This window comes from uncultured Haliea sp. (genome assembly GCF_963973825.1).
Lineage (GTDB): Bacteria > Pseudomonadota > Gammaproteobacteria > Pseudomonadales > Halieaceae > Haliea.
This window is the reverse complement of the sequence record NZ_CAXBAE010000012.1, coordinates 61254-85001: the sequence shown is the minus strand read 5'-3', so window position 1 is coordinate 85001 and position 23748 is coordinate 61254. Positions and strand designations below refer to the sequence as shown.

The following is a 23748-nucleotide window of genomic DNA, read 5'->3' as shown; positions in this document are numbered from 1 at the left end:
GTTGTGTTGAGCGGACGTGAATGCGAGAATCGCCCTTCGTCCGCGCGGAGAGCAGCCCATGACCGTCATTGTGGAATTTCAGGTACATCGCGACAACGTGCGCGAAACGCGCACTCAGCGGCACGCTTGCGCGGCACTGGACAACGACCAGCTGCTGGTGCGCATAGACCAGTTCGCACTGACCTCCAACAACGTCAGCTACGCCGTCGCCGGCGATATGATCGGCTATTGGCAGTACTACCCGGCGCCTGCGCCCTGGGGCATTGTGCCTGCCTGGGGCAGTGGTACCGTCATAGCATCCGCTCATCCCGAAATACCGGAAGGTGAGCGGCTGTGGGGGTTCTTCCCCATGGCCAGCCATACGGTGCTCACCGCAGGACGTGTGCGGCAGGACCAGCTCACTGACGTGGCCGAACACCGCCAGCCACTGCCCGCCCTCTACAACAACTTCCGCCGCACCGCGGCGGAGCCGGCCTTTCTGCAGGCCATGGAAAGTCAGCGCAGCCTGCTGTTTCCGCTGTTCTCGACGGCCTACGTACTCTTCGACTACCTGCAGGACAACGCCTGGTTTGGGGCCACCCAGATCGTGATCGGTTCAGCGTCGTCGAAGACGGCCTACGGGCTGGCCTGGCTGCTGCGCCAGTCAACGGCGGCACCACCTGTGGTGGGGCTCACCTCGCCGGGCAACGTGGCATTCACAAGTGCCCTCGGCTGCTATGACAGCGTGCTCACCTACGGCACTGAGGCGCAGCTGAACCCTCTACCCAGCGTGTGGGTAGACATGTCCGGCAACACCGGGGTGACCGCCGCGGTGCATGAGAGCCTGGATAGCCGGCTGCAGGCCAGTGTGAGTGTGGGGCTCACCCACTGGGACGCACCTGCCCGCAAGGGTCCACTCCCCGGGCCCAGGCCCGAGTTTTTCTTCGCGCCGGCGCAGATCGGCAAACGCGAAAAAGAATGGGGGCCGGGCGTGATCATGGAACGTGCGACTCAGGCGAGCGCCGACATCGCGACAGCCACGGCCGAACACACCGTTATAGAACACCGACACGGCACCGAGGCATTGCGCGATGCGTGGTTGGAGTTGCTGGACAACCGCGCCCCGGCGCAGCGCGGCCTGCTGCTGTCACTGGCTGAACCGTAAACCACCAGCGCGCTCAGCCGCGCCAGTGGTCGGGCCCCGGACCAAGCACTGCATAAGAGCCCACGTGACCCCGGTTGTGCTTGCAGCGATGCTGCAGGCGCCAGCAGCCGGCCACCAGCCTCCACTCATCGTGATAATCACCGAGAGTCCTGAACGTCTGCCCCTCATGCACCCCGCTACCGAGGTGCATATCGCTGACATAGGCGCGACTGCTGGCCCGCTCACCCTGCACCTCTATCAGCACGTTGCCCAGCAGGTGCTGGGTGGGGCCGCAGGCGTCGAGAAAGGAGCGCAGCAGCGTGATGATCTCCTCTACACCGCGCAATTCCCCGGTGCCGAGGTCCGCCGTTACCTCCGGTGCGCAGAGCGCACCCAGGGCCTCCCAGTCCCGATTGTCCATGGCCCGGGCAATGGCAACCAGATTGCGGTAAATGGCGCGCTCGGCGAGCAGTGTAGCCAGTGTCGCTTCGCTCATTGCTGCGCCTTCCGCGGCAGCAACACCGCGCGTATGTTGTCTGCCATCTGCCGTAAGGCGTCGCGCCGCGGCATGCCCAACAGCGCGTCAAACATGGCCTGGTTCTGCTCGCCGGCGATGTACACGGGTCCATCATCCAGGTGCTTTAGTGCCAGTTCAGCGACCTCCCGCGGGGCCATCATGCCTTCCAGCGTCGCCGGGTCGATGCCCTGCAGGGCGTGTGCCTCGGTATCGGTACTGCCGGGGCAGAGCGCCAGCACATCGATACCCTGTGGCTGCAACTCGCCCCAGAGGGACTCCCCGAGGCTGTTGATAAACGCCTTGCTCGCCGCGTAGGCCGCCGAAAAGGGAATCCCCATAAAGCCTTCCACCGAGCTGGTCAGAATGATGCCGCCACGACCGCGTTGCAGCAGCGCCGGAATGAAACGCTGAGTGAGGTGCAGCGGTGCCGCGCAGTTGACCTGCAGCAGCGCCGTCATCTGTGCCGGGTCGTTGTCCTGGTGCGGCCCCTTGAGCCCGAAGCCCGCATTGCTCACCACCAGGCCGATATCCATCGCCTCCGCCGCCTTGGTGATGGCCTCAATGGCATCGGGGTGCGCAAGATCGACGCAGCACAGCGCCACGCCAACACCGTGGGCGGACGCCAACTGCGCAGCCAAGGCCTGCAGACGGTCGCCGCGCCGCGCAACCAGCAACAGGTCGCAGCCGCGTTCAGCCAGACTGTGGGCAAAGGCCTGCCCGATGCCGGATGAGGCGCCCGTCACCAGGGCCGCTGGGCCATAGCGGGCTGTAAAAGCATTCTCCTTCATTGGGGTTTCTCCCGGTAGTCGGTTTCGGCACCCTGCTCACCGGGTGCCTCCAGCCGCTGAATCTGGTGTCGCAACCAGGCGCTCAGCCAGAAGTTGCCGCTGTCCTCCAGCAGTGCGCGATGGGCATCTGCCGCCAGCGCCCGGGCCGCCCTGTGGGCGGGGTCAGCCTGCAGCGCAATATCCAGCACATGCAAGGCCTGCTCAGCCTCACCGGCGGCCAGTTTCGTTTCCGCGCGCGCAACCAACGGTGCTATGCCACCGGCCAGTTCCACAATGTCAGCGGCCACCGCTCCCGCCGGCACCGCATACAGCTCGGTGGTGGAGCGGTGGTGAAACCAGCCCGCGTAGTATTCCCAGATGGCGCGCACGCCCCAGGCAACCTTGCCGTAGCCCTGCCCCACCTCGAGTTCGGGCGGCAGGGCAATCTCTGCCATCAGCGTATGCACGTCCTTCCCCGCATTCATACCCTCAACCACGGCGTCGTGGACATGGAGAATGGCATCGCGCAACACAGTGAGTTCTTCCTGTATCAACTGCCTGCCCTCGACTGGGCCGTGGTGGCCGTACAGAATGAGCTCCGGTTCCAACGCGCGCACGGTCTCCGCGGCCGCGGCACAGACCAGCGCATCCCGGTAGCGATCTCCGCGGATGGTGACCAGGTTGGGGAAGTGACCAAAAGGGCAACCGAACAGGTTACCCGTGAGGCAAATACGGTGCTGGGGGAGCCAGACGACGAGTGAGTCGTTGGTCTCGGCACCGGGAACAGCAATCAACTCAACCTCGAGGCCACCGTGCTCGAAACGGTGGCGCTCGTGAAACAACAGATCAGGTACCGGGCGCGCCTGGGCGGGAAAATCGGTATAGCCCTGTGCCGCATAGTAGGCGAAGGTGTCCCTGAACTTGTCCGCGAAAGCAAACGCGGAACGGCTGCCCCTGAAGGCGTGGAGGCGGGCATCGTAAGCCTGATGTTCGGGATTGCCCGCCTGGGCAATAATCTGCAGGCCCGGATACTGCTGGCGCAGCCAGTCTGCGCCACCCACGTGATCCACATGCCCCTGGGTAAAGATCAGGTGGGTCAGCGGGTCCTGGGTAAATGCCTCATAGCTCTGCTTGATAACGGGCGCCTCGAAGCCCATACCGGCATTGACCTGGATGTTGCCTGCAGGCGTTTGCAGCAGATAACTGTTGGAGAACGCCTCGCACTGCAGGATGAATGCATTGATGCGGCGCGCCCCGAAGCGCGCGGCATTCGGCTCCACAGGGCGTGACCGGTACAGGGGTTCCCCGCTGCGGCGCAGGGCTGCCTTCTTGTCATCGTGCACGACAGGTTCCTTGTTGGCGGCATGGGCCCCGCACAGTAGCGCGAGGCGTGGCCGAGGCTCTACTGCTCGCACCGCATCGTCAGCCGGCGGTTCGTGAAACTGTACCAGCGCCAGGCGGCCCGCCCAGCGAAGCGGGCGCCGCTAGCGCGGCAGGTAGAACTGCTCGTACCAGCGGCGCAGTTTGTTGATTGGCCCATCGCCATCACAGAGGATCGGATCCGCGCGGTAAACCTTGTCCTTCCAGATCTCCACATCCTGCCCGAATGCCGCGTGGGCACCGATCGCGTACTGCTCGGCGAACTCCTCGGGCACCGGTTCGCCATCCAGCCCACTGACGATCACGGCGCTGCAGAGATCGACTTCCTCACGATTGACCGGGGTATGGTAATTGACCCACCAGCTGCGATAGTCGACCCCGCCACCCCGCGACTCCGTGTAGTAATACATGATCGAGGGGCCATGATAGGTGGCATCGCCCCAGGCATCTGCAGGATTCGCGATGCTCTGTTCGCGCATGGCCTGCATATCGAAAGGCAGTCCGGGCGGGATGACCCCGCGCGCCGCCGCGCTCTGCTGCACCCGCGAAACCTGGGTGACCGTGCGCTCGCCGAAGCGGTTCTCGAACGACCGCACCTCGCCGCCGTGAACGTGGGGAAAGTGCGCAATATCGACGATATTCTCGATGACGTCACAGGGCTGCGCGCGAATCCGTGAGCGATGGAAACGCCAGTCGCCCCAGCCACCTTCGCCATCGCCCCACGCGTCGATGCCGGGCAGGTAATCTTCCGGCGGACCCGCCTCCGGATCATGCCACACGGCGATAAAGCCATTGCGCTCCAGCACCGGCCAGCCACGCAGCGCATTCCGCGCGCGCTCGGGTATGCGACTGGCATAGGGAATGTCGATGCATTCCCCGTCACCGGCGAAGGTCCAGCCATGAAAGGGGCAGGCCAGCGCATCGCCGACGATCCGCCCGCCATCGCTCGCCAGGTGCGCGCCCAGGTGCGGGCAATGTGCGTCGAGCACCGAGGCCTTGCCGGACTCACCGCGAAACAGCACCAGATCAACACCAAAATAATGCAGCCGCTGCACGGTCCCCGGCGGTAATTCACTGGAGAACGCGACAATGTGCCAGCCACGTGCGAAGCGGCCGGGCTCGAGAAACGCGTAACGGTAGTTACTCATTAGCCGACTCCTCGTCGTTCAGCGCATGCAGCGCCGCAAGGTAGGCAAAGGTCATGGCAGACCCGATTGTGGCCCCTGCTCCCGGATAGGTATCCCCCATCACGGCGGCGCTGGTATTCCCCGCGGCATAGAGCCCCGGTATGGCCTCACCCGATTCCTTCAAAACCCGCCCATGCTCGTCGCACAGCAATCCACCCTTGGTGTCCAGATCACCGGCTTCGCAGCGCAGCGCGTAGTAGGGGGCCGTATCCAGCGGGCCGAGACAGGGGTTGGGCTGCACTTTCGGATCCGCGTAATAGCGGTCGTGTTCCGAGTCACCGCGTCCGTAGTCCGGGTCTCGCCCTTCCCGGGCGTGCCGATTGAACCGCTCGACAGTGGCCAGGAGGCCCGCTGCGTCGATGTCAAGCGCCGCAGCAAGCGCGCCCAGCGACTCCGCCCGGGTCAGCAGGCCGGAGCTGAACAATGCCTCGGGAAGCTGCCCGTCACCGACCATTTTCCCAGGCTTGATATGGCCGACAGGGTACTGTTGACGATAGCGTGCATCGAACACCAGATAGCAGGGGATGGCGCCCTCTCCACGAGCTTCCGAGGCGTACTGGTCTTTCACCACATCCTCGTAGGGTTGCGCTTCGTTGGTGAAGCGCAGGCCCTTCCGGTTCACCATGATGGACCCCGGGTAGGCCTTGCCCGCGATCAGGGCCAGCACGCGGCCGTCGGGCATCCTGTAGGTCGGCGACCACCAGGCGCTCTTCATAAAACCCAGCGCCGCCCCCAGCGACTGCCCCATACGGATGCCGTCGCCGGTTGCACCCGGCGCGGCGGCCGTCCAGTCGGCGCCGATCGGCGCCTGCTGGAAGGCCTGTCGCATCGCGGCGTTGTGCGAAAAACCGCCCATCGCCAGCAACACACCGCGACGCGCCCGAATGCGCTGCTCCACGCCCTCCCGGACCACCACCGCACCGGTGACCCGGCCATCCTCCAGCAACAGCTCGCCCAGTGGCGCATTCAGCCACAGGGGAATATCCCGATCCATCAGCGAGCGTCGCAAGCGGGCCACCAGCCCCGCGCCCAGTGTTACCCGTTGGTCGGGCTTTCCGCGCAGGCGTGCCGGGAGATCCAGCCAGTAACGCGCATACAGGCGCACACCGAGCCAGATCGCCGCGAGCCCCATATCACCCAGCTTGCGCCCCTCGGGCACCGTGATGTTACAGCGCAGCAGCGAATCATAGTCGTTTCGTATGCGCTCGGCCTCGGGGCCGAGCTCGCGCAATGAGAAGGCACCCGGGTCCATGGAACGGCCCCCGGATTTGTAGCCCGGCTGGGTGGGGTAGTAATCCATGTACTCCGGCAGCGGCGTGAACTCCACGCGGCTGTGGCGCATCATGAAGTCCAGCATCTCGCCCGCGCGCGTTGCAAACGCCCGCAGCCGGGCCGGACTGACACTGTCACCGATCAGCGCCCGCAGATACCGCCAGCCCTCCTCCGCACTGTCATCAATGCCCAGCTCAGCCTGGCGATGATTGCCCGGCAGCCATGCAACGCCACCCGACTTGCAGGTTGTGCCGCCGTAGCGCGGCTCTTTTTCCACAACCAGTACACGACCGCCCAGCTGGTGTGCCACGACGGCACCCGTCATGCCCGCGGCACCACTGCCCGCCACCAGCCAGTCCACTTCCTGATCGTAATGCAATGCCGACCTCGCTTTGTGTTGTCAGGGAAGTAGCTTGGAGAATACGGGGCTGAGCCGCCCCTAGAAACCCGCAGGGCGGTAAAGTGCAGAGTGGTATGAATGCCTGAACGTCAGCCGCGGGTGGCCGATATCCGGCCAGCGATCACGGCAGGCTGGCCAGCCAGTCGTCAACGAGCGTCAGGGCACGCGCGTAATCGTAGGCCGCCAGTGCCCGCTGCAGGTTGCGGAACCGCTCCGGGGCCGCGGCGCGCAGGGCCGGGGCCTCCGCGTTCAACAGGGGACGCGCGGCGGCATCGTCCTCGGCCAGCAGTGCGCGCAGTCGGGTCAAGGCGCCGACGGTGTCACCTGCTGCCTGCTGGCCGCTATCAACCGGACCGCTTGCCCCTCCCGGCGACGGAATCTGCTCCAGGGCGGCCAGCAGTGGCAGCAGCAGCTGCGCGACATCCTGCAGCAACGCATCGACCTCCGCGGCATCCGGCTCGTCGGGACGACAGGCCTGCTCCAGCGCCGCGGCCGCCTGCGAGAGCCCCGATGCGCCCACGGTTGCAGCAAGCCCTTTCAGTGAATGTGCACTGCGCTGCGCCTGATGCCAGTGGCCACGCTGTACCGCCGTGTGGAAGGCATCGACAAACTGCGCCTGGTCTGTGGCGAAGCCGTGCAGGATACGCAGGTACAGGGCGGTATTGCCCTGCAGCCGCTCCAGCCCGGCAGCGGCATCGACATCGGGCAGCGCCAACACCTCCTCTGGCAATTGCACGGTGTGACCGGGGCGGGCCGCGCTAACGGACGGCGTCTCCACGGGCCCGGCACCCTCCGCAGGTGCTATCCAGCGCGCCATTGTGACCAGCATCACAGCCACATCAAGCGGTTTGCCGATGTGGTCATTCATTCCCACCGCGAGCACCCGCTCCCGGTCTCCGGACATGACGTTGGCCGTCATGGCAATCACCGGCAGCGCCTGCGTTGCCGGGTTGGCCCGGATACGACGTGTGGCCTCGTAGCCATCCATCACCGGCATCTGGCAATCCATCAGCACACCGTCAAAGCGCTGGGCTTCCAGTAGCTGCAGGGCCTCAAGGCCATCTCCCGCGAGCGTTACGCGTATGCCGTAGCCTTCCAGCAACTCACGCGCCACATCCTGGTTGACCAGATTATCCTCGACCAGCAAAACATGGGCTCCTCGCAGGTGATCGACAGCCTGCTGCAGGTCCCGGGTTTCCGACGCGCGGCGGGCACCCGCCCGAGGGCCGCCCTCGACCGCCTGAACCACCGCATCCAGCAGCGCCGATGGTGTCACTGGTTTGGTGAGGAAGGCGGCAATCGGCAGGCCGGTGTCGGGTTCCTCCACCGGTTCAGCACCGATATCCAACAGGACGATCACCGCGGGGGGTGGCAGCTGCGGCTCTTGGTGCTGCAGTTGCAGTAGCACCTCCCGCCCGCTGGCGTCACCCAGCTTCCAGTCCAGCAGGACCGCGGCATAGTGCGCGTCCTTTGCGCTACGCCGCAGGGCATCAATGGGCTGTGTGACATCGGCCGCGTAATCCACACGGTAGCCAAATGCGCTCAGGTACTGGCCGAGAATCTCCCGGGCGGTTCGGTTGTCGTCCACGACCAACACACGCAGCGGATCCTGCGACTGGGAGATACCGGGGCGCGCCTCATCGATGCCACAGGGCAGCGTGAAGCGGAACACCGAGCCCACACCAAATTCGCTTTCAACCCAGATCTGTCCACCCATCAGGTCGACGAGATTCTTGCAGATGGCGAGGCCAAGGCCGGTACCGCCATACTTGCGCGTGGTCGAAGGGTCAGCCTGGGTGAAGGCCTGGAACAGCGCGGACTGCTGCTCGGTTGTCAATCCAATACCGGTGTCTGTGACGCTGAATTGCAGCCGCAGTTGGTGTTCACTGCGCTCAATGATGTCAACGGCGACGATCACCTCACCACCGTCCTCGGTGAACTTCACCGCATTACTGCACAGGTTCACCAGAATCTGCCCCAGGCGCACCGGGTCACCCAGCAGCAGGCGCGGCAGGTCGGCGGGCAACCGGAACAGGAACTCGATGTTCTTTTCAGCCGCGCGCATGCCGGTGGTGTTCGCGAGGCGCTCAAACACCTCGTCCAGGGCAAAGGGGATGGTCTCGATACTCAGCTTGCCCGCTTCGATCTTGGAGAAATCCAGAATGTCGTTGATGATCGAGAGTAGCGTCTTCGCTGAAAGTTCAATCTTGCTCAGGTAGTCGCGCTGTCTGTCGTCAAGTGGTGTGCGCATGGCGAGGTGCGTCATGCCCATGATCGCGTTCATCGGTGTGCGAATCTCATGGGACATGTTGGCCAGGAAGCTGGATTTGGCGGCTGTCGCGGCCTGCGCTTCGTCACGCGCGGCTTCCAGTTCCTGGTTGAGCAGACGCTCTACATGGTGATTGATGCGCACACCGGCGATGCGCGTCATGCGACCGCTTTCGTCGCGCTCGACCACCTGGCCGACATCAAGAAACCAGCGCCATTCCCCATCGGCACACAGCTGTCGGTACTCACAGCGATAAACATCCGTGCGCCCTTCGAGGCAGTCCGTCGCCAACGCGATGGCCCGCCCGACATCGTCCGGGTGCGTCAGGCGCACGACGGAATCGATGCCGTGACGCAGCGGCGCCCAGGTGTCCTCACTCTCGCGCAATTCCAGCGGCGAATAGCGCATCAACCGGGTGAAATTCACATTGGTGATAAAGCGATCACCCTCGGAGAGGTACTCCCAGAGGCCGAGATCCGCCGCCTCGGCGATCAACAGCAGGCGTTGCTCGCTCTCCTCCCGGCGCTGTTCGGCGCGCATGCGCGGGGTGATGTCGATGAGGGTTCCGACGAGAGTCTCCGGGGCGCCCTCCTCGTTGTACTCGGCGCGCCCGGTCTCAAACACGAGTCGCACCTCTCCGTCCCGGTCCAGAATGCGGTATTGCAGCGTGAATGTGTGGTCTTCCTCGATGGCGGCGCTGATCACACGGCTCACGTGTTGCGCGTCCTCTGGGTGAATGACGCTGGCATAACTGCGCACCGCGTTGTTGATGAACTCGCTCGCGGGATAACCGGTCAGGGTCTGTACGGCATCGTTCATGTAGAGCATGGTCCAGTGCTCGTCTGGCCGTGCGCGGTACACCGTGCCGGGGATGGTGGACACCAGGCGACTGTACTCCTGGTCCCGCAGGGTCAGCGCACGCTGCATGGCCTTGCGCTCAGTGATGTCGCGCAGCGCAGCGATGATCCGCAGGCTGGCCCCCTGCCCCATGGGGTTGAGGCTGATTTCAACCGGAATCGGGGTGCCATCGCGGTGCGCCGCGACCAGCTCCCGGGCCTTGGCACTGCGCAGGGCACCCGAACGGGCCGCGCTGACAAACGCGTCGCGCATCGCAACGTGCCCCTGTCGCTGTGTTTCCGGCATGAGAATCTCGACACTTTCGCCGATCATTTCTCCCGGCGCGTACCCGAAGAGCTCCTGCGCGCGGCGATTGACCAGTGTGATCTCACCACGGGCATCGGTGATCACCAGGGCGTCCGGGGCCGACTCCAGCAGCGCTTCGAACTGCTGCTGCTTCTCCGCCTCCTGCCGCCGGGCCATTTCCAGCTCGGTCACGTCGAAGTTGACGCCGGTCATGGAGACAGACCTGCCCGTCTCATCGCAACGCACCTGGCCTCTTGCATGCACATAGACGGTGCTGCCATCCGCGCGCCGTAGCCGATAATCGACCTCCACCGGCTCTGCCGTCTTCACTCCACGCCGCAGCGCATTGACCAGGGCCGCGCGGTCCTCGGGATGTACCTGCGACAGGTACCAGTCACCATCGAGGCCCTCGCCCTCCGGGTCCACGCCGAGGGCACGGATAAAGCTGCCCTCCCAGGACCACTGATCGCTGAGAATGTCCCACTCCCAGATTGAGGCCCGGGCCGCACGCAGCGACTCGGTGCGGCTCAGTTCTGCCGCATGCAGGTCGGCGAGCAGCCTGCGGGTTTCCGTCACGTCCTGCAGCAGGCCCACATAATTCCTGATTCCCCCCGCCGGGTCGAAGACGGGAGCAATCACCTGGTCACACCAGAGGAGGCGTCCATCCCGGGTCCGGTTGGTGATTTCGCTGTGCCACACTTCGCCAGCGGTAATGGTCTGCCACATGTCCTGGTAATAGGCGGCGTTCATTTTGCCGCTCTTCAACAGACTGGGCGTGCGTCCGGTGACCTCAGCCTCGGTGTATCCGGTCAGCCGCGTGAACGCCGGATTCACATACTCGATGCATCCCCGCACGTCGGTAATGAGCACGGACACGGGGCTCTGTTCGACGGCCGAGCCCACTGCGCGCATCTCCTCCCCCTGCTCGCGCAATTGACGCTGCAGATAACGCCGTCCACGCTCAGAGAGCCACAGCACGAAGGCGAGCATGCTGATCACCAGTATGGTGATGGCCAGCGCAACGGCATAGACCAGCCGCTCGACGAGGCGGTACTGCTGCAGCACCTCTGCCACATCGATTTCCGTGGCCACGCCGAGATCCAGCATCGGTGACCACGACCAGGCGCCCATCACCGGCTGCCCGCGGTAATCGCGGTAGCCCAGGGTTTCCACACCCTCAAGCCCGGAAATGGCCTGCGCCGCCATACGCGTCAAGGGCCAGGTGGACGCCGGTTCCTCGGGACGCTCGCCCGCCAGCAGGTTGACACCGGGGTCGAGCAGGCGCGGGTACCCCCGGGGCGAGAGAACACCGGGATAGCGTTCGGAAAGGGCCAGAATGTCCTCGGAGAAGCGCGAGCCACTGAGCACCTCCCCGCGACGGTTGAAGATGAATGACTCGCCGGACTCGCCGGCCCGGGCGGCATACAGCAGGGCGTTGAATTCCGCGCGATCACCCGCCTCAATGAGCAGGAACACCGTGCTGGCAGCGTCCAGCCGCACCGCCCGCAACAGTGCCAGGTGGTGCTCATGCGTGCTCGTGTCGTGGTCGATGGCCAGCAGCAACGGTGCGCGCATTGACGCCGCCGCCTCCAGGTGCTGCGGCAGACGTTCGCGTGGGTATGTCTCACCCGCACGGTGTGGCTCATTGCCCGCCAGCACCTCGCCGTCGCTGTCGAGCAGCACGAAATAGGGGTTTTCGTGATTCGAGCGGGCGGCAATCAGGGCCGTCAGGGAAGCGGCCGCCTGGGCGCTGCGCTCCGGCGATGCGGCCTGCGCCACCTCGGCCATGCGCTGGCGCACATCGGCGGCCTGCAGCATTTCCCGCAGGTAGACCACCTGTCGCTCGAACCAGAGCTCCAGCCCGGACTGCACACCGCTGTTGATCGAGGTCAGAATGAGCGCCTGGTCGCTGCGCGCATCAGACTCCAGCCGCTGCAATGTGGCCTGGGCGGCCAGCACCGTGATACTCAGAAACAGGATGGCAACGCCGTATACGGCAAGCCGGAAACGGATCCCCGAGAACAGCACCAGCTGGCGTTGGGGGCTCACACCGCGCAACAGGAAAAGCAACAGTGCGACCACCAGAGCCACCAGCACAGCCAGTCCCACCAGCAGTTCCAGGGAATCGCCCATCAGGGCCGAAGCCGCGGAGGGACGGGAAACCTGTAATGCCTGCTCCGCGTCCAGCCAGCGTTCCAGCAGGTCGGCGCGCTGGCGCGGGGAAAACGTATCCAGCGCCTTGAGCAGCAAGCCGTGCAGCAGCGGCTGGTCTTTGCGCACGGCAATTCGCAGCCTGGCCAGGTCCGGCTCGGGCAGACGGTAGTCGCCAGTCACCCCGAGCTGCCCCAGCAAATTGGACTTGATCTGGTGACGCAGGGCCGGATAGGCGCCCACGGTTGCATCGGCGTTGCCCACGGCAACCGCCATCAAGGACGCTACCGTGCCCTCGGTGAGCACCAGCTCGATTCCGGGATGTGCCGCGGGCAGCAACTGCTCCGTGAAAAACCCGCGCGGCACCGCGACGCGCAGGCCCTGGGCGCGCTCCAGCGAGGTGACCGGCGTATCGAGCCGGCTGGCGATGCCGACCGTTGCCGTGCCGTAGGGCTGCGTGAACAACATGCTGGCGTCACGCGAGGGCGTCCGCACGGTGTTGAGCAGGATATCGATATCGCCGGAGATCAGCCGCGCTTCAAGCTCCGGCCAGTGCTCCGGCCCGACAAATTCGATCTGCACACCGAGCCGGCTGGCCAGCACGCGCATGACATCAATAGAGTACCCGAGGGGCTTGCCATCTTCATGGAAGTTATAGGGCGCCCAGTCCACTTCGTTGCCCACCCGCAGCACCGGATGCGTGTCGAGCCATTGCCTTTCCTCGGCTGTCAACGTCAACTGCGCGTGCGGCTCTGCGTGCAGCAGGGGCGCACACAGGCAGACAAATGTCAGGAGTGCGGCGCGCAACACCGCGCAGCGCGCCACCGGGCGCATCAGCGGCCCACCTGAAAACCGCCGGTAAACCTCATGTCAGTCCTGCGGTGCCTGTGGTAGTGAGGGAAGGATGCGCCCATCCTCCCGGTAGCGGCCACGGATCACCTCCATATCGGGAATGCACTGCAGGAGGCAATCCACCAGGTGGGGGTCGAAATGTTGACCCGACTGGGACACGATCCAGTCGACGGCCTCCTGCACTGGCCAGGCCTCTTTGTAGGGTCGCTTGCTGGTCAGCGCGTCGAATACGTCAGCGAGGGCGACGATGCGCCCGACCCGCGGTATATCGTCGCCTGCGAGCCCCTGCGGATAGCCGCTGCCATCCCATTTTTCGTGGTGGGAGAGCGCCACAATCGACGCCATGGCCAGCAAACCGGAGTCCTGGGAATCGCCGAGGATTTCCGCCCCGATCGCCGCGTGGGTCTTCATGACCTCCCACTCCTCGGGCGTCAGTTTTCCGGGTTTCTGCAGGATACTGTCGGGGATGCCGATTTTGCCGATATCGTGCATGGGGGCGGCGTTGAGCAACAGGTCCGCCTCGCGCTCGTCCATGCCGGCGGCAAGGCCTATCAGGCGTGAGTAGTGACTCATGCGAATGACGTGCAGGCCGGTTTCGTTGTCCTTGTACTCCGCCGCACGGCCAAGGCGCCGGATAATCTGCAGCCGTGTGTCATTGAGCTGCAGCGTGCGCTGGCGCACCTTGCGTTCGAGTTCCTGATTCTGGTCGTGCAGCGCCAGGTGGGTGCGTACCCGGGCAAGTACCACGGGCGGGCTGACCGGCTTGGTAATGTAGTCGACGGCACCGAGCTCGAGGCCGCGTAATTCGTCCTTGGGGTCGATACTCGCGGTGGCAAAGATAACGGGGATATGACGCGTGGTGTAGTCTTCCTTGAGCCGGCGACAGACCTCGAAACCGTCCATCTCCGGCATCATGATGTCGAGCAGGATCAGATCCGGTGGCGTACGGCGGACGATCTCCAGTGCCCGCAGACCCCGGGTCGCCACTTTCACCTGGTAGGCGTCGCGCAATACCTCAGAGAGGACATCAAGGTTCTCCGGCGTATCGTCCACGACCAGCACCGTCTTCCTGTGATTCTCCCTGGCCACGTCACACCCCTTCGACTTGCCTGTGAGCCTCAGCTGACAGTGTAGACTATCCGGCGCCTCCTGTACTACGCACCCACTCGGTGCCTGCGCTAGACCTGTGCCAGTTCACGCGCAATCACGGCCCTGACAAGAGGATTGAACGGGAAACCGATGTGGCTCGCCGGCACCGCCACGTTGCGCACCCAGCGCGCGTCAGCCTCACACTGGGCGATATCGCGCCCCACGATACCATCGGTCTTGCTGTAGAGGGCCAGCACAGGAACCTGCAATTGACCCTGGTAGGCATGCTGCACCCAGCGCCGGATGCCTTCTTCATCCGCGGGCCCCGGGTTGCGGCCGCTCATCACGCGGTACAGCGCGGTTCCGCGGGGATCCCCGTAGGGCGTACCCAGGGTGATCACGCGGCGCAACCACTCGGGGTGGCGATGCGCCAGCGCCACCGCCACGAGCCCGCCCAGGCTCCAGCCTATCAGCGTGACCTTGCGTCCGGTGCGCTCGAATTCACTTTGCACCAGTGCCGCGACGCGGCTTTCGGTTTCGCTGCGCGCTGCCAGCGCGGCCTCCAGGCTGGCTGCGCGATCGCCGCCTCCGTGACGTCCCAGCCCCCAGGGCATGGCGTTGTAGCCCTGGGCATTGAGGAAGCTGCGCAGGCCCGCCGTGGAGGCATCGGCCGCCATGAACCCGGGCAGTACGATGATACTGTGACCATCGCCCCTGGGCAGCCGACGCAGCAGGGGGCGCAACAGGGCACTGCCGCCCATTTCAAGGAAGACGCGCCCCACCTCGGTGACACTGTGGCGAATCAGCGGGGGACGCGGCGGCGGGGTTGCGTTGGCTACTGACATGACTTGGATACCTCACTGACGAGTGGGTTATACGCCCCGGGTTGCGGGCGGATCATCTCACTTCGGTTCAATCACGCGGCCAGCCTGCCGCCGGCTGATGTGGCCAGCGTCGTAGAGCCAGCGCAGTGTATCGTAAAGGCTGTCCTGCAGGGGACGAAAGCAAAACGCCAGTTCCCGCTCCACGCGCGAGTTATCAAGCGGCACCCAGCGCGTTGCGTACTCCATCGCCTCCAGGCCGAACGGCAGATCAACCGGCAAACGACCACTCAGCCGGTCGTAGACGCGGCCGCTGAGGCGGGCCGCCAGGCCGGGCATCGGCACCGTCAGCAACCGCCGACCCGTCACCGCCTGCAGGCTCTCGGCCACCTCCCGCCAGTCCAGATAGTGCCCACCCAGCACGTAGCGATTGCTTGGCGCCGGGGATTCCAGCAGCCTGCGATGCACCTCGGCGATGTCGCGCACATCGACATACTGCGTACCGGAGGAGGTGATCGGGATGATGCCCTTCAGCAACAGCTGCAGACCCTGGTGTGGTTCAGTAAGACCGGGGTCATCCGGGCCGATGACCTGTGCCGGGTAGGTGATCTGCACCGCTGCGCCCTCAGCCTGCAGGCCCCGCACATACTCCTCACAGGCCACTTTGGAGCGCCCGTAGGCATTGCGCGCCCTGCCCGGCGGAGAGTCTTCGGTCAGCGTCTCGGCCTGCGGGTCGTACAGCGCCGTCACACTGGAGACGTGGATGACCCGGTCGATGCCGCGCTCCACCGCGCCGCCGATCACCAGACGCGTGCCTTCAACATTGGTGCGCCAGACACGCTCCGCATCAGCTGCATGGGTGGAGACCATCGCAGCGGAGTGCACAACGGCGTCACAGCCGTCGAGGGCGCGCGCCACCTGCGCCGCGTCCGTTACATCACCGCGCACAACCTGCTGCACCCGGTCTTCGCCAAACAGGGTCAGCATCTTGTCGACGCTGCGTACCAGCAGGCTCACCTCGTGGCCCTCGGCCAGCAGCGCCTGCGCGGTGTGGTAGCCCACGAAGCCGGTGGCACCAGTGATCATGACTCGCATCTCAGCGCTCCGCCCGGTTGCGTGTTTTTGGCCGGGCCTTTGCAGCTGCGCCGGGCCTGGCCCGCGATGCCTTGACCCGCGGCGTTTTCGCGGCAGGTTTTGCCTTGCGAGTACCTTTCGCCGGCGCCCTGGTGGCTGCCGCAGCCTGCTTGCCTGGCGGCGCCGACGTGGGCAGCTGTGCCAGCAACTCCTGAAACGCGGCTTCCAGACACGCCACGTAGGCCGCCGGATCCGGTAGCATCTCGCGACAGGCGGTAAAGGACAGCGTAATGGAGCCCTGCCGGTTCTGCACCGCGCTGTAGACCACATGGAACAGGCCTATGCTGGGCAGCAGCGGCCCGAGACTCAGGGCATCAACCAGCCGGGCACCACAGAAATACTGTTGAAACGTCGGGCCGGGGACATTGGTGACTACCGTATTGAACATCACCGATGATTCCGTCAGCCCGGTGGCCGATGCCAGGCGCAGTGCCAGTGCCAGCAGATTGCCCGGCACCAGATCCGTCAGTTCCAGTGCCAGCTTGGGGCCCACCGCTGCTGCATAGGCCTTGGCCTGGCGGCTTTCCTGGTTGATCGCGCGCAGTCGCTGCACCGGATCCTCGACATCACTGCACAGCCCCACCCCCATAAAGCCGACCATATTGCCGCCAGCCATCTGTTCTTCCGGCGTGCGCACATCAATCGGACAGCCAGCCACCATGCCGTTGGTGGGCAATTCATCGCGCGCCTGCAGGTAGCGACGCAGCCCCCCCGACACCACGGCGAGCATGACATCGTTGATGGTACTGCCGGGGCACAGCTGGCGGAGACTGCGCACCGCCTCAAAGTCAAAGCGTGCGGCATCAACCACCCGGTGCGGCGAAATACGGCCCTGGAAACGGGTTCTCGGCGCCGGCGGGCGGGGTTCAAAGTCGTGCTCCGCATACCCCTTGCGCAGCCGCAGCCACATCGGCACCGCCTGCCCCACGAGGCGCAGGGCCTTGCCGGGCATCTTCCAGGCGTCGCTGTAGGCCTTGCTCAACATGCTGACCCGGGAGGGAATATCCGGTTCCCAGGGCGGCGCCTCTGCGACCCGCGCCACGGTCGGTGAAGTATCCAGCATCAGGCTCATAAAGCGCGACCCCGTGGCACCGTCCATCGCCGCGTGGTGAACTTTCAGCAGCATGCCAAAGCAGCCCTTCGGCAGGCCATGCACGTTGTCCAGCCCCTCGATGATGTACATCTCCCAGAGGGGTTTGTCCCGCGCCAGGGGACGCGAATGAATGCGCGCCGCCAGAATGCACAGCTGGCGCCAGTCGCCGGGCTTGGGCAGCGCGATGTGCCGCACATGGTATTCGAGGTCGAAGTCCAGATCGTCAGCCCAGTAGGGTTGGCCAAGCCCCAGAGGCACGCTCACCAGCTTGCGCCTGAAGATCGGCGACAGATGCAGGCGGGATTCCATCAGTGTGAGAATCTGCTTGAAGCGCACCTTCCCGCCAGGGGCCGTACCCTGGTCGTAGATACTGATTCCGCCGATGTGCTGCGGCATGCCTTCAAGCTCTGCATGCACAAACATGGCGTCCTGTCCCGACAACTGCTGCATACCCGTTCTCCCCCTCAGTGGCCGTGCCTGGTACCCGCTACGGTAACGCGTGTAGCCAGGTGCCGGAAGGGCTGTTGGTGCGCTCTTGCAGACAAACTGCCCGTTTATTGACTCAACGCAGGCCGCCTGTCTACACAGCGCGGTACAGCGCTGCCCCCGCAATCCCCAGGGCAATGGCCGGCATGGGCTTGCGCAGCCAGAACATGAGACCCGCGGTGGCCAGCAGCGCAAGGCGCCCTGCCGTGTCCGCCTGCAGGGCGATGGGAACCAGTACGGCAATCAGTACCGAACCCGCCATGCCGTTGATGAAGCCCTCGACACGTCGATTGAGCGGGATCAATCCCATGATAAACACCCCACCAAAGCGCACCAGCAGGGTGACCAGTGCCATGCAGGCGATGATCAACAGGGCGCCTGCCCCGGACGTCGAAATCATTGACCGCGCTCCAGCCACAGCGCACCGACCAGGCCGCCAGCGAGCCCTCCCGCCACCACATGGGTATTGGCCGGCAGCCAGTGCAGGGCTGCCCAGGCGGCCAAGCCGCCCGCGATCCAGGCGGCCACGGTGCGCAGGGTGCGCCGGCCCGCCAGCGCCATACTGAGCATGAAACAGCCCAGCACCATGTCCACGCCGAACGCGCGCGGATCTGCGATCAAACCACCAAAGACCATGCCGGCGAGCGTTCCCGCCAACCAGGTCAGCCAGATGGCCAGACCGCCGCCCACCAGCGCGCCCAAGGTGTTGCGTCCAGACTGCAGGTCGTTGAGCGCCATCGCCCAGTTGGCATCCGAGAGGGTGATCAAAGATGCGTAGCGGCGACGCGGCGGCACCAAAGCAAGCCAGGGATACAGCGTTGCCCCCATCAGCAGCATGCGCGCATTGATTGCCAGGGTGGTGACCAACAGGGGCACCAGCGGCACCTGGGCGCCCCACAGATCCAGTGCCGCGAATTGCGCCGTACCGGCAAATACCGTGGCACTCATCAACACGATCTCCACGGGCTGCAAGCCTGTCTGCACCGCAGCGAGGCCAAAGGCTGCACCGAAGGCCGCCACAAACAGCGACAGCGGCAGCAAACGCCAGAAACCGCGCCTGCATTCAACAAAGGACAGCGCCGGGGCGACCGTGGTACTCATGGGGATGTCACCTGTGAACATTGTGGGCGCACCATGATACCAGCATACTTGCGGGCTCAGAGCACACGCGCCAGCACAGGACAGGCCTCACATGGGTGAACTCTACATTGCACATGAGTACAGCATTGCAGCCCTGCAGCTGATTCTGGCCATGCTCGGCATGGGCGCCACGCTCACCGGGCGTGATTTCCAGGATATCGCCCGCGCACCGAGGCCAATCACTGCGGGCATGGGGGTACAGCTGTTGATGGTGCCCCTGCTCGCCTTGCTGTTTATCAGCTGGCCCGGCGTCACTGCGGGCATCGCGGTTGGCATTGCCCTGATTGCCGCGATTCCCGGCGGCACCGTGTCGAACATCTTCACCTACCTGGCGCGCGGCGATATCGCACTCTCCATCAGTATCACGACACTCACCACCCTCGCCTGCCTGGTCACCACACCGCTGATCCTCGACCTGCTGATCGGCCAGCACCTGCCGGCGGATTTCGTCATGCCGCGACTCAACATCGTGATGGAGATCGGGCTCACGCTGTTGCTGCCGCTGCTGATCGGCATGCTGTTTCTGCGCTATTACCCCCGCCAGGCCCCCGCTTTCTCCCTGTGGTGCATACGCGGTTCCCTGCTGGGCGTGCTGCTGATTGTGGTGGGTTCACTGCTCGCCGGCCGGCTCGATCTCGCCGCTTTTGGGGCCGGAAACGTGCTGCTGGTCGTCCTGTTCAGCGTCGCGCTGGCGGTGGCCGGGTGGCTGGTGCCACGGCTGACCGGCATGAACCGCAGCAAGGCCACCGCCATTGAGCTCGAAGTGGTGGTGCGTAACATCAATCTCGGCGTCCTCCTGAAAGTGTCCATCTTCCCCGCTTCCGATCCGGTGCTGGCACCGATTGGCGACCTGGCGCTGTTCACGCTGCTGCTCTATGGCGGCCTGCAACTGCTTATCGGCGCGGCGCTGATCCGCCTGCGCCGCAAGGCTAACGCGGCGCCGGCGGCGCACGCCAACAGCGCAGGCTAGGCCGTGCAAGCTGCCGCACTGCATCAGGAATTCACCGCCACGGTGCGCGACCTCGCCACGGACGGGCGCGGCATCGTCGAGCATCCAACGGGCCAGGTATTTTTTGTGTCCGGCGTCTGGCCGGGAGAAACCGCGCGCTTTCGTGTCACCGGGTTCAAGCAGCGCTTTGGGTTTGCGCAACTGGTGGCCCTGCTCGAGCCTGCTCCGGCGCGTGTTACACCGCCCTGCCCCCATCACGGTGTCGGTGAGCGTGACTGTGGAGGCTGCCCCTGGCAGTTCATGGATTACCGGGCACAGTGCGATGCCAAGGAGCAGCGGGTGCGCAAAACGCTGGCCCGCCATGGCATCGACGCGCACATTGCCGCACTGCGGCCAGCGCCGGACATTCTTGGGTACCGCAATCGCGCTCAGTTCAAAACGGATGGCCGCCAACTGGGGTTTGTCGCTGCGGGCTCCAATCGCCTCGCGCCAATAACCGACTGCCCCATCCTCACTGCCCACAACCGTGACACCCTGCGCACCCTGCTGGGCCAGCTCCCGAACACCGCCTGGAAACCGCAACGCAAACGCGGCTGGACGACCCTGGACGTGGACGATGCCATGCCGGCCGGTGACGTGGTGCCCAACCAGAGACGCCCATTCCGCCAGGGCAACAGTGCGCAGAACAGCTATATGCGCCAGTGGCTGGCAGAGCGCGTGCAGCGCCTCGACCCGTCGCGCACGGTCACCGAGCTGTTCGCGGGCTCGGGTAACTTCACCGAGGTGATTGCGGCCCGTGGGTTTCAGGCGATTCGGGCCGTGGAGGGCGTAGTCGAGAGTGTCGCCCAGCTCGACGCACGCGCATTGCAGGGAACCCACGCACTGTGTCACAACCTGTTTGTGGAAGCGGAATGCCGTCAGCTGCAGGCCCGCACGGCGAACTCCAGCGTCCTGGTGCTGGACCCACCCCGCGACGGCTTCAAGCACATTGCAGCCCTGCTGCCGAAGAAGCACGGCTACCGGGACGTCTTCTATATTTCCTGCGATGTGGCGACCTTCAGCCGCGACCTGCAGGTGCTGCTCGAAGCCGGCCTGACCGTGCGAGAACTACAACCGCTTGACCTGTTCCCGCACACGCCACACGTGGAGCTGCTCTGCTGGCTGCAGGCCTGAACGGGGCAAACTCCGATCAGGCTCCCGCCTGGGCCGCAGCGGCCTGGCTATTCAGTTCCGCCAGCAGTTCCGCCGGCAACTTCAACTGGCGGCCCAGCTCCTCGAGGTAGCTGCGCTCCATGAAACTCTGCTCATCAATCACCAGCACACTGGCCAGGTACATTTCCGAGGCGATTTCCATGTTGCCGGCGGCTGAAGCCACCTCCACCGGATCCAGGGGCTTCTGTAGCTCGCGGTCGACCCACTGGAGCAGCTGAGGGTCCGATGTCATGCCGCGCAGGCCCTCGTCAATCAGCTGCCGCTCACGATCGTCCACATGGCCGTCGGACTTGGCCGCTGCGATGATTGCCTTCAACACCGCTGTCGAGTGCTGCTCCAGCGCCGGCCCAGTCACTCTGTCGACGGTTTGCGGCGCTGCGGCAGCCGGCACAGCGCCCTGAGCCGAGCTGGCCTGCCAGTTGCCGTAGGCCTTGTAGGCCATCATGCCCAGCGCGGCCACGCCGCCGTACTTCAGGGCCTTACCGCCCATTTTGCGGCCTTTCTTGCTGCCCAGCAGTAGACCCAGCGCCCCGCCGGCCAGCGCAGCACCGCCCCGGCCGCTCAGGAAATCGCCGACAGCGCCGCCTGTCGAGGAGCCAGCTGCTGGCCCTGAGGTACCGGGCTGCTGACCACCGGAGGCTCCGAGCAGCTGATTTAACAGGTTTGACACATCCATCGTTAGCGCCTCTGCGTGTTGGAGTTGATACGTCTGATCAAGCCTGTAGGACCATGAAGAGTCACCATAGGTTCCCCGGGGCGCGGCCAGAGCAAGGGCAATGCCGGCGTATTTTCGCAGGCCTGTTGCCGCACCGAAGTCTGGCAGTGAGGGGAGTCACGGGGCTATCATCGGCGGATGACCCTGTCCGTTAACCTCATACCGGCCTATCTCAGTGCCCTGTTGCTGGTCCTGATGTCGCTCGTTTGCACGGCCTGCCTGTGGACGGCCAACTGGGCAGCGGTGCGTCAGGTACCAAGCCGCGCCCATCTGTTGTTCGGCGGGGCGATTGCCTGCCTCGGCCTGTGGCTGATTTCATTTCCCGTGATTGTTGGCGTGCGCGTGCACTTCCTCGGCATGACCGCGCTGACCCTGATACTGGGTTGGCGTTTCGCCATCCTCGCCGGCAGCGCAGCGGTGCTGGCACACACGCTGGCGATTGGCCAGCCCGCGATGTCCGTTCCGGCCGCCTGGCTGTTGACGGTCGCGGTGCCGGCGACGGTATCGCGCTGGCTGGTGTATCAGCTGCGCAACACCCGCGCGCAGAATCTGTTTATCTACATGTTGGGGGCCGGCTTCGGTGGGGGCGCCCTGTCATCACTGGCGGCGACCTTGAGCGCGGTGGCCCTGCTCTGGTTATCGGGGCAACAGGCGCTGGTCACCCTGGCGCTGGAAAACTGGCCGGCCGCGCTGTTGCTACTGTTTCCCGAGGGGTTCATCAACGGCATGGTGATCACGGCGCTAACCGTGTTCTACCCCGACCTAGTGAAAACCTTCGACGACGAGCACTACTTCTCGGGCTAGGGGACCAAGGTCAGGCGGAGGCTACCGCGAAGGGTTGCAAGACTCAGGCGAAGTCCTGCCTTTCCATCCAGGGGATTAAACGCTTGAAGGCCTCCTCGATCTGCTCTATCGATGTGGAATAGCTGATGCGCAAGGCATTGCTGCAGGAGGGGCCGAAGGTCTCACCCGGAATGGTGCACACCCCGGTCTCCTTGAGCAGCCGCAATGCCACATTATTGCCGTTGATGCCCTCGGGCAGCGCCGGAAAGATATAGAAAGCCCCTTCCGGCTTGTAGCCTTCCAGAAACGGTGTCTGCCTGACCAGTTCCACCACGCGATCGCGACGCTGCGTGTAGACCTGCAGCATGTTGTCGACAAAGTCCCGTTCACCGCGCAGCGCTGCCACCCCCGCCCACTGGCAGGGCGTATTTGCCACCGTGGTGGTGAACATGTGGTAGCGACGCAGCTTCTTGATCGCGCCCTGGCTGGCGATCAGCCAGCCCACTCGCATGCCCGCCATGCTGAAGGTTTTCGAGAAGCTGCTGATCACCATCACATGATCAAGGTCTGAACAGCAGGACAACACACTCGGATAGGTCTTGTCGTCGTACACCAGGTGGTCATACACCTCGTCGCTGATGACATACACACCGCGGTACGCCGCCTCCTGCACAATTGCCTCGATGGTCTCGCGGGGGTACAGCGTGCCGGTGGGATTACTCGGCGAATTGAGCACGATGGCGCAGGTGTCAGCGCTGATCGCATCGATGACGTCCTGCGGGTCCAGCTGGTGATGACTCTCGGCCCGGGTCGGGATGGTCTTGACCGTGCCACCGTTCATCCGCACCAGCGGCGCATACAGCATGAACGAGGGCTCCGGAATGATGAACTCGCGTCCGGAGGACGAGGTCGCCGTCAATGCCAGGTATATGGCCTCGGTGGCGCCCGTGGTTACCAGGATGTTGTCGGGCGTCAGCTCGCGGGCGTAGCGGGTGCCGTAGTAGTCAGACAGTGCCTCGAGCAACTCCGGCAAGCCGGCGTCCATGGTGTAGCCGGTTTGCCCTGCCTGCAGGGCCGCCACCGTGGCATCCACCACATGCGCGGGCGCGGGCAGGTCAGGCTGGCCGATGGAGAGGTGTATGACATCCTCCATGGTCGAGGCCAGGTTCACCATCTTGCGAATACCGGGCATGGGAATCGCCAGCAGGGCCGGATTCCAGACCGGGTCCTCGCTCTCGTAGAAATCGCTATCCAGATCGCCCATG

Annotated in this window: 18 protein-coding genes; 4 read left to right on the top strand and 14 right to left on the bottom strand. The window is 64.7% G+C overall.

What is annotated here, in order from left to right; genetic code table 11:
• Window positions 1–58: 58 nt before the first annotated feature.
• Window positions 59–1144 carry a DUF2855 family protein gene (locus tag AACZ17_RS13775; RefSeq protein ID WP_339638542.1) on the top strand — a complete coding sequence of 362 codons (1086 nt, stop codon included), beginning with the start codon at window positions 59–61 and terminating at the stop codon, window positions 1142–1144.
• Window positions 1145–1157: 13 nt separating this feature from the next.
• Here AACZ17_RS13775 and AACZ17_RS13770 read toward each other — a convergent pair whose 3' ends face one another.
• The 12 genes from AACZ17_RS13770 to AACZ17_RS13715 form a co-directional block, all read right to left on the bottom strand.
• The gene (locus tag AACZ17_RS13770; protein WP_339638540.1) at window positions 1158–1619 is read right to left on the bottom strand and encodes a nuclear transport factor 2 family protein; all 462 of its coding nucleotides are present in this window, start codon (window positions 1617–1619) and stop codon (window positions 1158–1160) included.
• Entirely contained in the window at window positions 1616–2428 is an 813-nt protein-coding gene (locus AACZ17_RS13765; protein WP_339638538.1) for an SDR family NAD(P)-dependent oxidoreductase, read from the bottom strand. The genes AACZ17_RS13770 and AACZ17_RS13765 overlap by 4 nt, the downstream gene beginning before the upstream one ends.
• Entirely contained in the window at window positions 2425–3750 is a 1326-nt protein-coding gene (locus AACZ17_RS13760; protein ID WP_339638536.1) for an alkyl sulfatase dimerization domain-containing protein, read from the bottom strand. Before AACZ17_RS13760 ends, AACZ17_RS13765 begins: the two co-directional genes overlap by 4 nt.
• A gap of 141 nt (window positions 3751–3891) precedes the next feature.
• The gene (locus AACZ17_RS13755) at window positions 3892–4935 is read right to left on the bottom strand and encodes a Rieske 2Fe-2S domain-containing protein (protein WP_339638534.1); all 1044 of its coding nucleotides are present in this window, start codon (window positions 4933–4935) and stop codon (window positions 3892–3894) included.
• Window positions 4928–6625 carry an FAD-binding protein gene (locus AACZ17_RS13750; RefSeq protein WP_339638532.1) on the bottom strand — a complete coding sequence of 566 codons (1698 nt, stop codon included), beginning with the start codon at window positions 6623–6625 and terminating at the stop codon, window positions 4928–4930. Before AACZ17_RS13750 ends, AACZ17_RS13755 begins: the two co-directional genes overlap by 8 nt.
• A 142-nt stretch (window positions 6626–6767) precedes the next feature.
• Complete coding sequence (locus AACZ17_RS13745; RefSeq protein WP_339638530.1) at window positions 6768–13043, bottom strand: PAS domain-containing protein; 6276 nt, start codon at window positions 13041–13043, stop codon at window positions 6768–6770.
• 36 nt (window positions 13044–13079) lie between these two features.
• Window positions 13080–14150 carry a two-component system response regulator gene (locus tag AACZ17_RS13740; protein ID WP_339638528.1) on the bottom strand — a complete coding sequence of 357 codons (1071 nt, stop codon included), beginning with the start codon at window positions 14148–14150 and terminating at the stop codon, window positions 13080–13082.
• 89 nt (window positions 14151–14239) lie between these two features.
• On the bottom strand, window positions 14240–14764 hold the full coding sequence (locus tag AACZ17_RS13735; protein WP_339638601.1) for an alpha/beta fold hydrolase: 525 nt from the start codon (window positions 14762–14764) through the stop codon (window positions 14240–14242).
• A 288-nt stretch (window positions 14765–15052) separates the two neighbouring features.
• A complete protein-coding gene (locus AACZ17_RS13730) occupies window positions 15053–16066 on the bottom strand; it encodes an SDR family NAD(P)-dependent oxidoreductase (RefSeq protein ID WP_339638526.1) in 1014 nt (337 codons plus the stop codon).
• Between the two features lies 1 nt (window position 16067).
• Window positions 16068–17648, bottom strand: a complete 1581-nt coding sequence (locus tag AACZ17_RS13725; protein ID WP_339638524.1) for a wax ester/triacylglycerol synthase family O-acyltransferase — start codon at window positions 17646–17648, stop codon at window positions 16068–16070.
• 130 nt (window positions 17649–17778) lie between these two features.
• Window positions 17779–18084 carry an AzlD domain-containing protein gene (locus AACZ17_RS13720; RefSeq protein WP_339638522.1) on the bottom strand — a complete coding sequence of 102 codons (306 nt, stop codon included), beginning with the start codon at window positions 18082–18084 and terminating at the stop codon, window positions 17779–17781.
• Window positions 18081–18785, bottom strand: a complete 705-nt coding sequence (locus AACZ17_RS13715; RefSeq protein WP_339638520.1) for an AzlC family ABC transporter permease — start codon at window positions 18783–18785, stop codon at window positions 18081–18083. Before AACZ17_RS13715 ends, AACZ17_RS13720 begins: the two co-directional genes overlap by 4 nt.
• Window positions 18786–18876: 91 nt before the next feature.
• On the opposite strand from AACZ17_RS13715, the gene AACZ17_RS13710 reads away from it, so the two are divergent.
• Window positions 18877–19794 carry a bile acid:sodium symporter gene (locus AACZ17_RS13710; protein WP_339638518.1) on the top strand — a complete coding sequence of 306 codons (918 nt, stop codon included), beginning with the start codon at window positions 18877–18879 and terminating at the stop codon, window positions 19792–19794.
• 3 nt (window positions 19795–19797) lie between these two features.
• Window positions 19798–20946, top strand: coding sequence for a class I SAM-dependent RNA methyltransferase (locus tag AACZ17_RS13705; RefSeq protein WP_339638516.1), 1149 nt, complete (start codon window positions 19798–19800; stop codon window positions 20944–20946).
• A 16-nt stretch (window positions 20947–20962) separates the two neighbouring features.
• On the opposite strand, the gene AACZ17_RS13700 is transcribed toward AACZ17_RS13705, so the two are convergent.
• The gene (locus tag AACZ17_RS13700; protein ID WP_339638515.1) at window positions 20963–21661 is read right to left on the bottom strand and encodes a tellurite resistance TerB family protein; all 699 of its coding nucleotides are present in this window, start codon (window positions 21659–21661) and stop codon (window positions 20963–20965) included.
• Window positions 21662–21838: 177 nt separating this feature from the next.
• Here AACZ17_RS13700 and AACZ17_RS13695 point away from each other — a divergent pair, with 177 nt between their 5' ends.
• Window positions 21839–22504 (top strand): energy-coupling factor ABC transporter permease, encoded by a 666-nt coding sequence (locus AACZ17_RS13695; RefSeq protein WP_339638513.1) that lies wholly within the window; start codon window positions 21839–21841, stop codon window positions 22502–22504.
• A 43-nt stretch (window positions 22505–22547) separates the two neighbouring features.
• Here the strand turns inward: AACZ17_RS13695 and AACZ17_RS13690 are convergent, their stop codons facing one another.
• A complete protein-coding gene (locus AACZ17_RS13690) occupies window positions 22548–23747 on the bottom strand; it encodes an aminotransferase class I/II-fold pyridoxal phosphate-dependent enzyme (RefSeq protein ID WP_339638510.1) in 1200 nt (399 codons plus the stop codon).
• Window position 23748 lies beyond the last annotated feature (1 nt).

What these genes read in the sequence shown, in the direction of transcription:
- AACZ17_RS13745 (WP_339638530.1), bottom strand. Translation starts at nt 13,043, where the DNA reads ATGCGCCCGGTGGCGCGCTGCGCGGTGTTGCGCGCCGCACTCCTGACA.
- AACZ17_RS13715 (WP_339638520.1), bottom strand. Translation starts at nt 18,785, where the DNA reads ATGAGTACCACGGTCGCCCCGGCGCTGTCCTTTGTTGAATGCAGGCGC.
- AACZ17_RS13755 (WP_339638534.1), bottom strand. Translation starts at nt 4,935, where the DNA reads ATGAGTAACTACCGTTACGCGTTTCTCGAGCCCGGCCGCTTCGCACGT.
- AACZ17_RS13690 (WP_339638510.1), bottom strand. Translation starts at nt 23,747, where the DNA reads ATGGGCGATCTGGATAGCGATTTCTACGAGAGCGAGGACCCGGTCTGG.
- AACZ17_RS13770 (WP_339638540.1), bottom strand. Translation starts at nt 1,619, where the DNA reads ATGAGCGAAGCGACACTGGCTACACTGCTCGCCGAGCGCGCCATTTAC.
- AACZ17_RS13775 (WP_339638542.1), top strand. Translation starts at nt 59, where the DNA reads ATGACCGTCATTGTGGAATTTCAGGTACATCGCGACAACGTGCGCGAA.
- AACZ17_RS13695 (WP_339638513.1), top strand. Translation starts at nt 21,839, where the DNA reads ATGACCCTGTCCGTTAACCTCATACCGGCCTATCTCAGTGCCCTGTTG.
- AACZ17_RS13735 (WP_339638601.1), bottom strand. Translation starts at nt 14,764, where the DNA reads ATGCCCTGGGGGCTGGGACGTCACGGAGGCGGCGATCGCGCAGCCAGC.
- AACZ17_RS13725 (WP_339638524.1), bottom strand. Translation starts at nt 17,648, where the DNA reads ATGCAGCAGTTGTCGGGACAGGACGCCATGTTTGTGCATGCAGAGCTT.
- AACZ17_RS13700 (WP_339638515.1), bottom strand. Translation starts at nt 21,661, where the DNA reads ATGGATGTGTCAAACCTGTTAAATCAGCTGCTCGGAGCCTCCGGTGGT.
- AACZ17_RS13765 (WP_339638538.1), bottom strand. Translation starts at nt 2,428, where the DNA reads ATGAAGGAGAATGCTTTTACAGCCCGCTATGGCCCAGCGGCCCTGGTG.
- AACZ17_RS13710 (WP_339638518.1), top strand. Translation starts at nt 18,877, where the DNA reads ATGGGTGAACTCTACATTGCACATGAGTACAGCATTGCAGCCCTGCAG.
- AACZ17_RS13720 (WP_339638522.1), bottom strand. Translation starts at nt 18,084, where the DNA reads ATGATTTCGACGTCCGGGGCAGGCGCCCTGTTGATCATCGCCTGCATG.
- AACZ17_RS13730 (WP_339638526.1), bottom strand. Translation starts at nt 16,066, where the DNA reads ATGCGAGTCATGATCACTGGTGCCACCGGCTTCGTGGGCTACCACACC.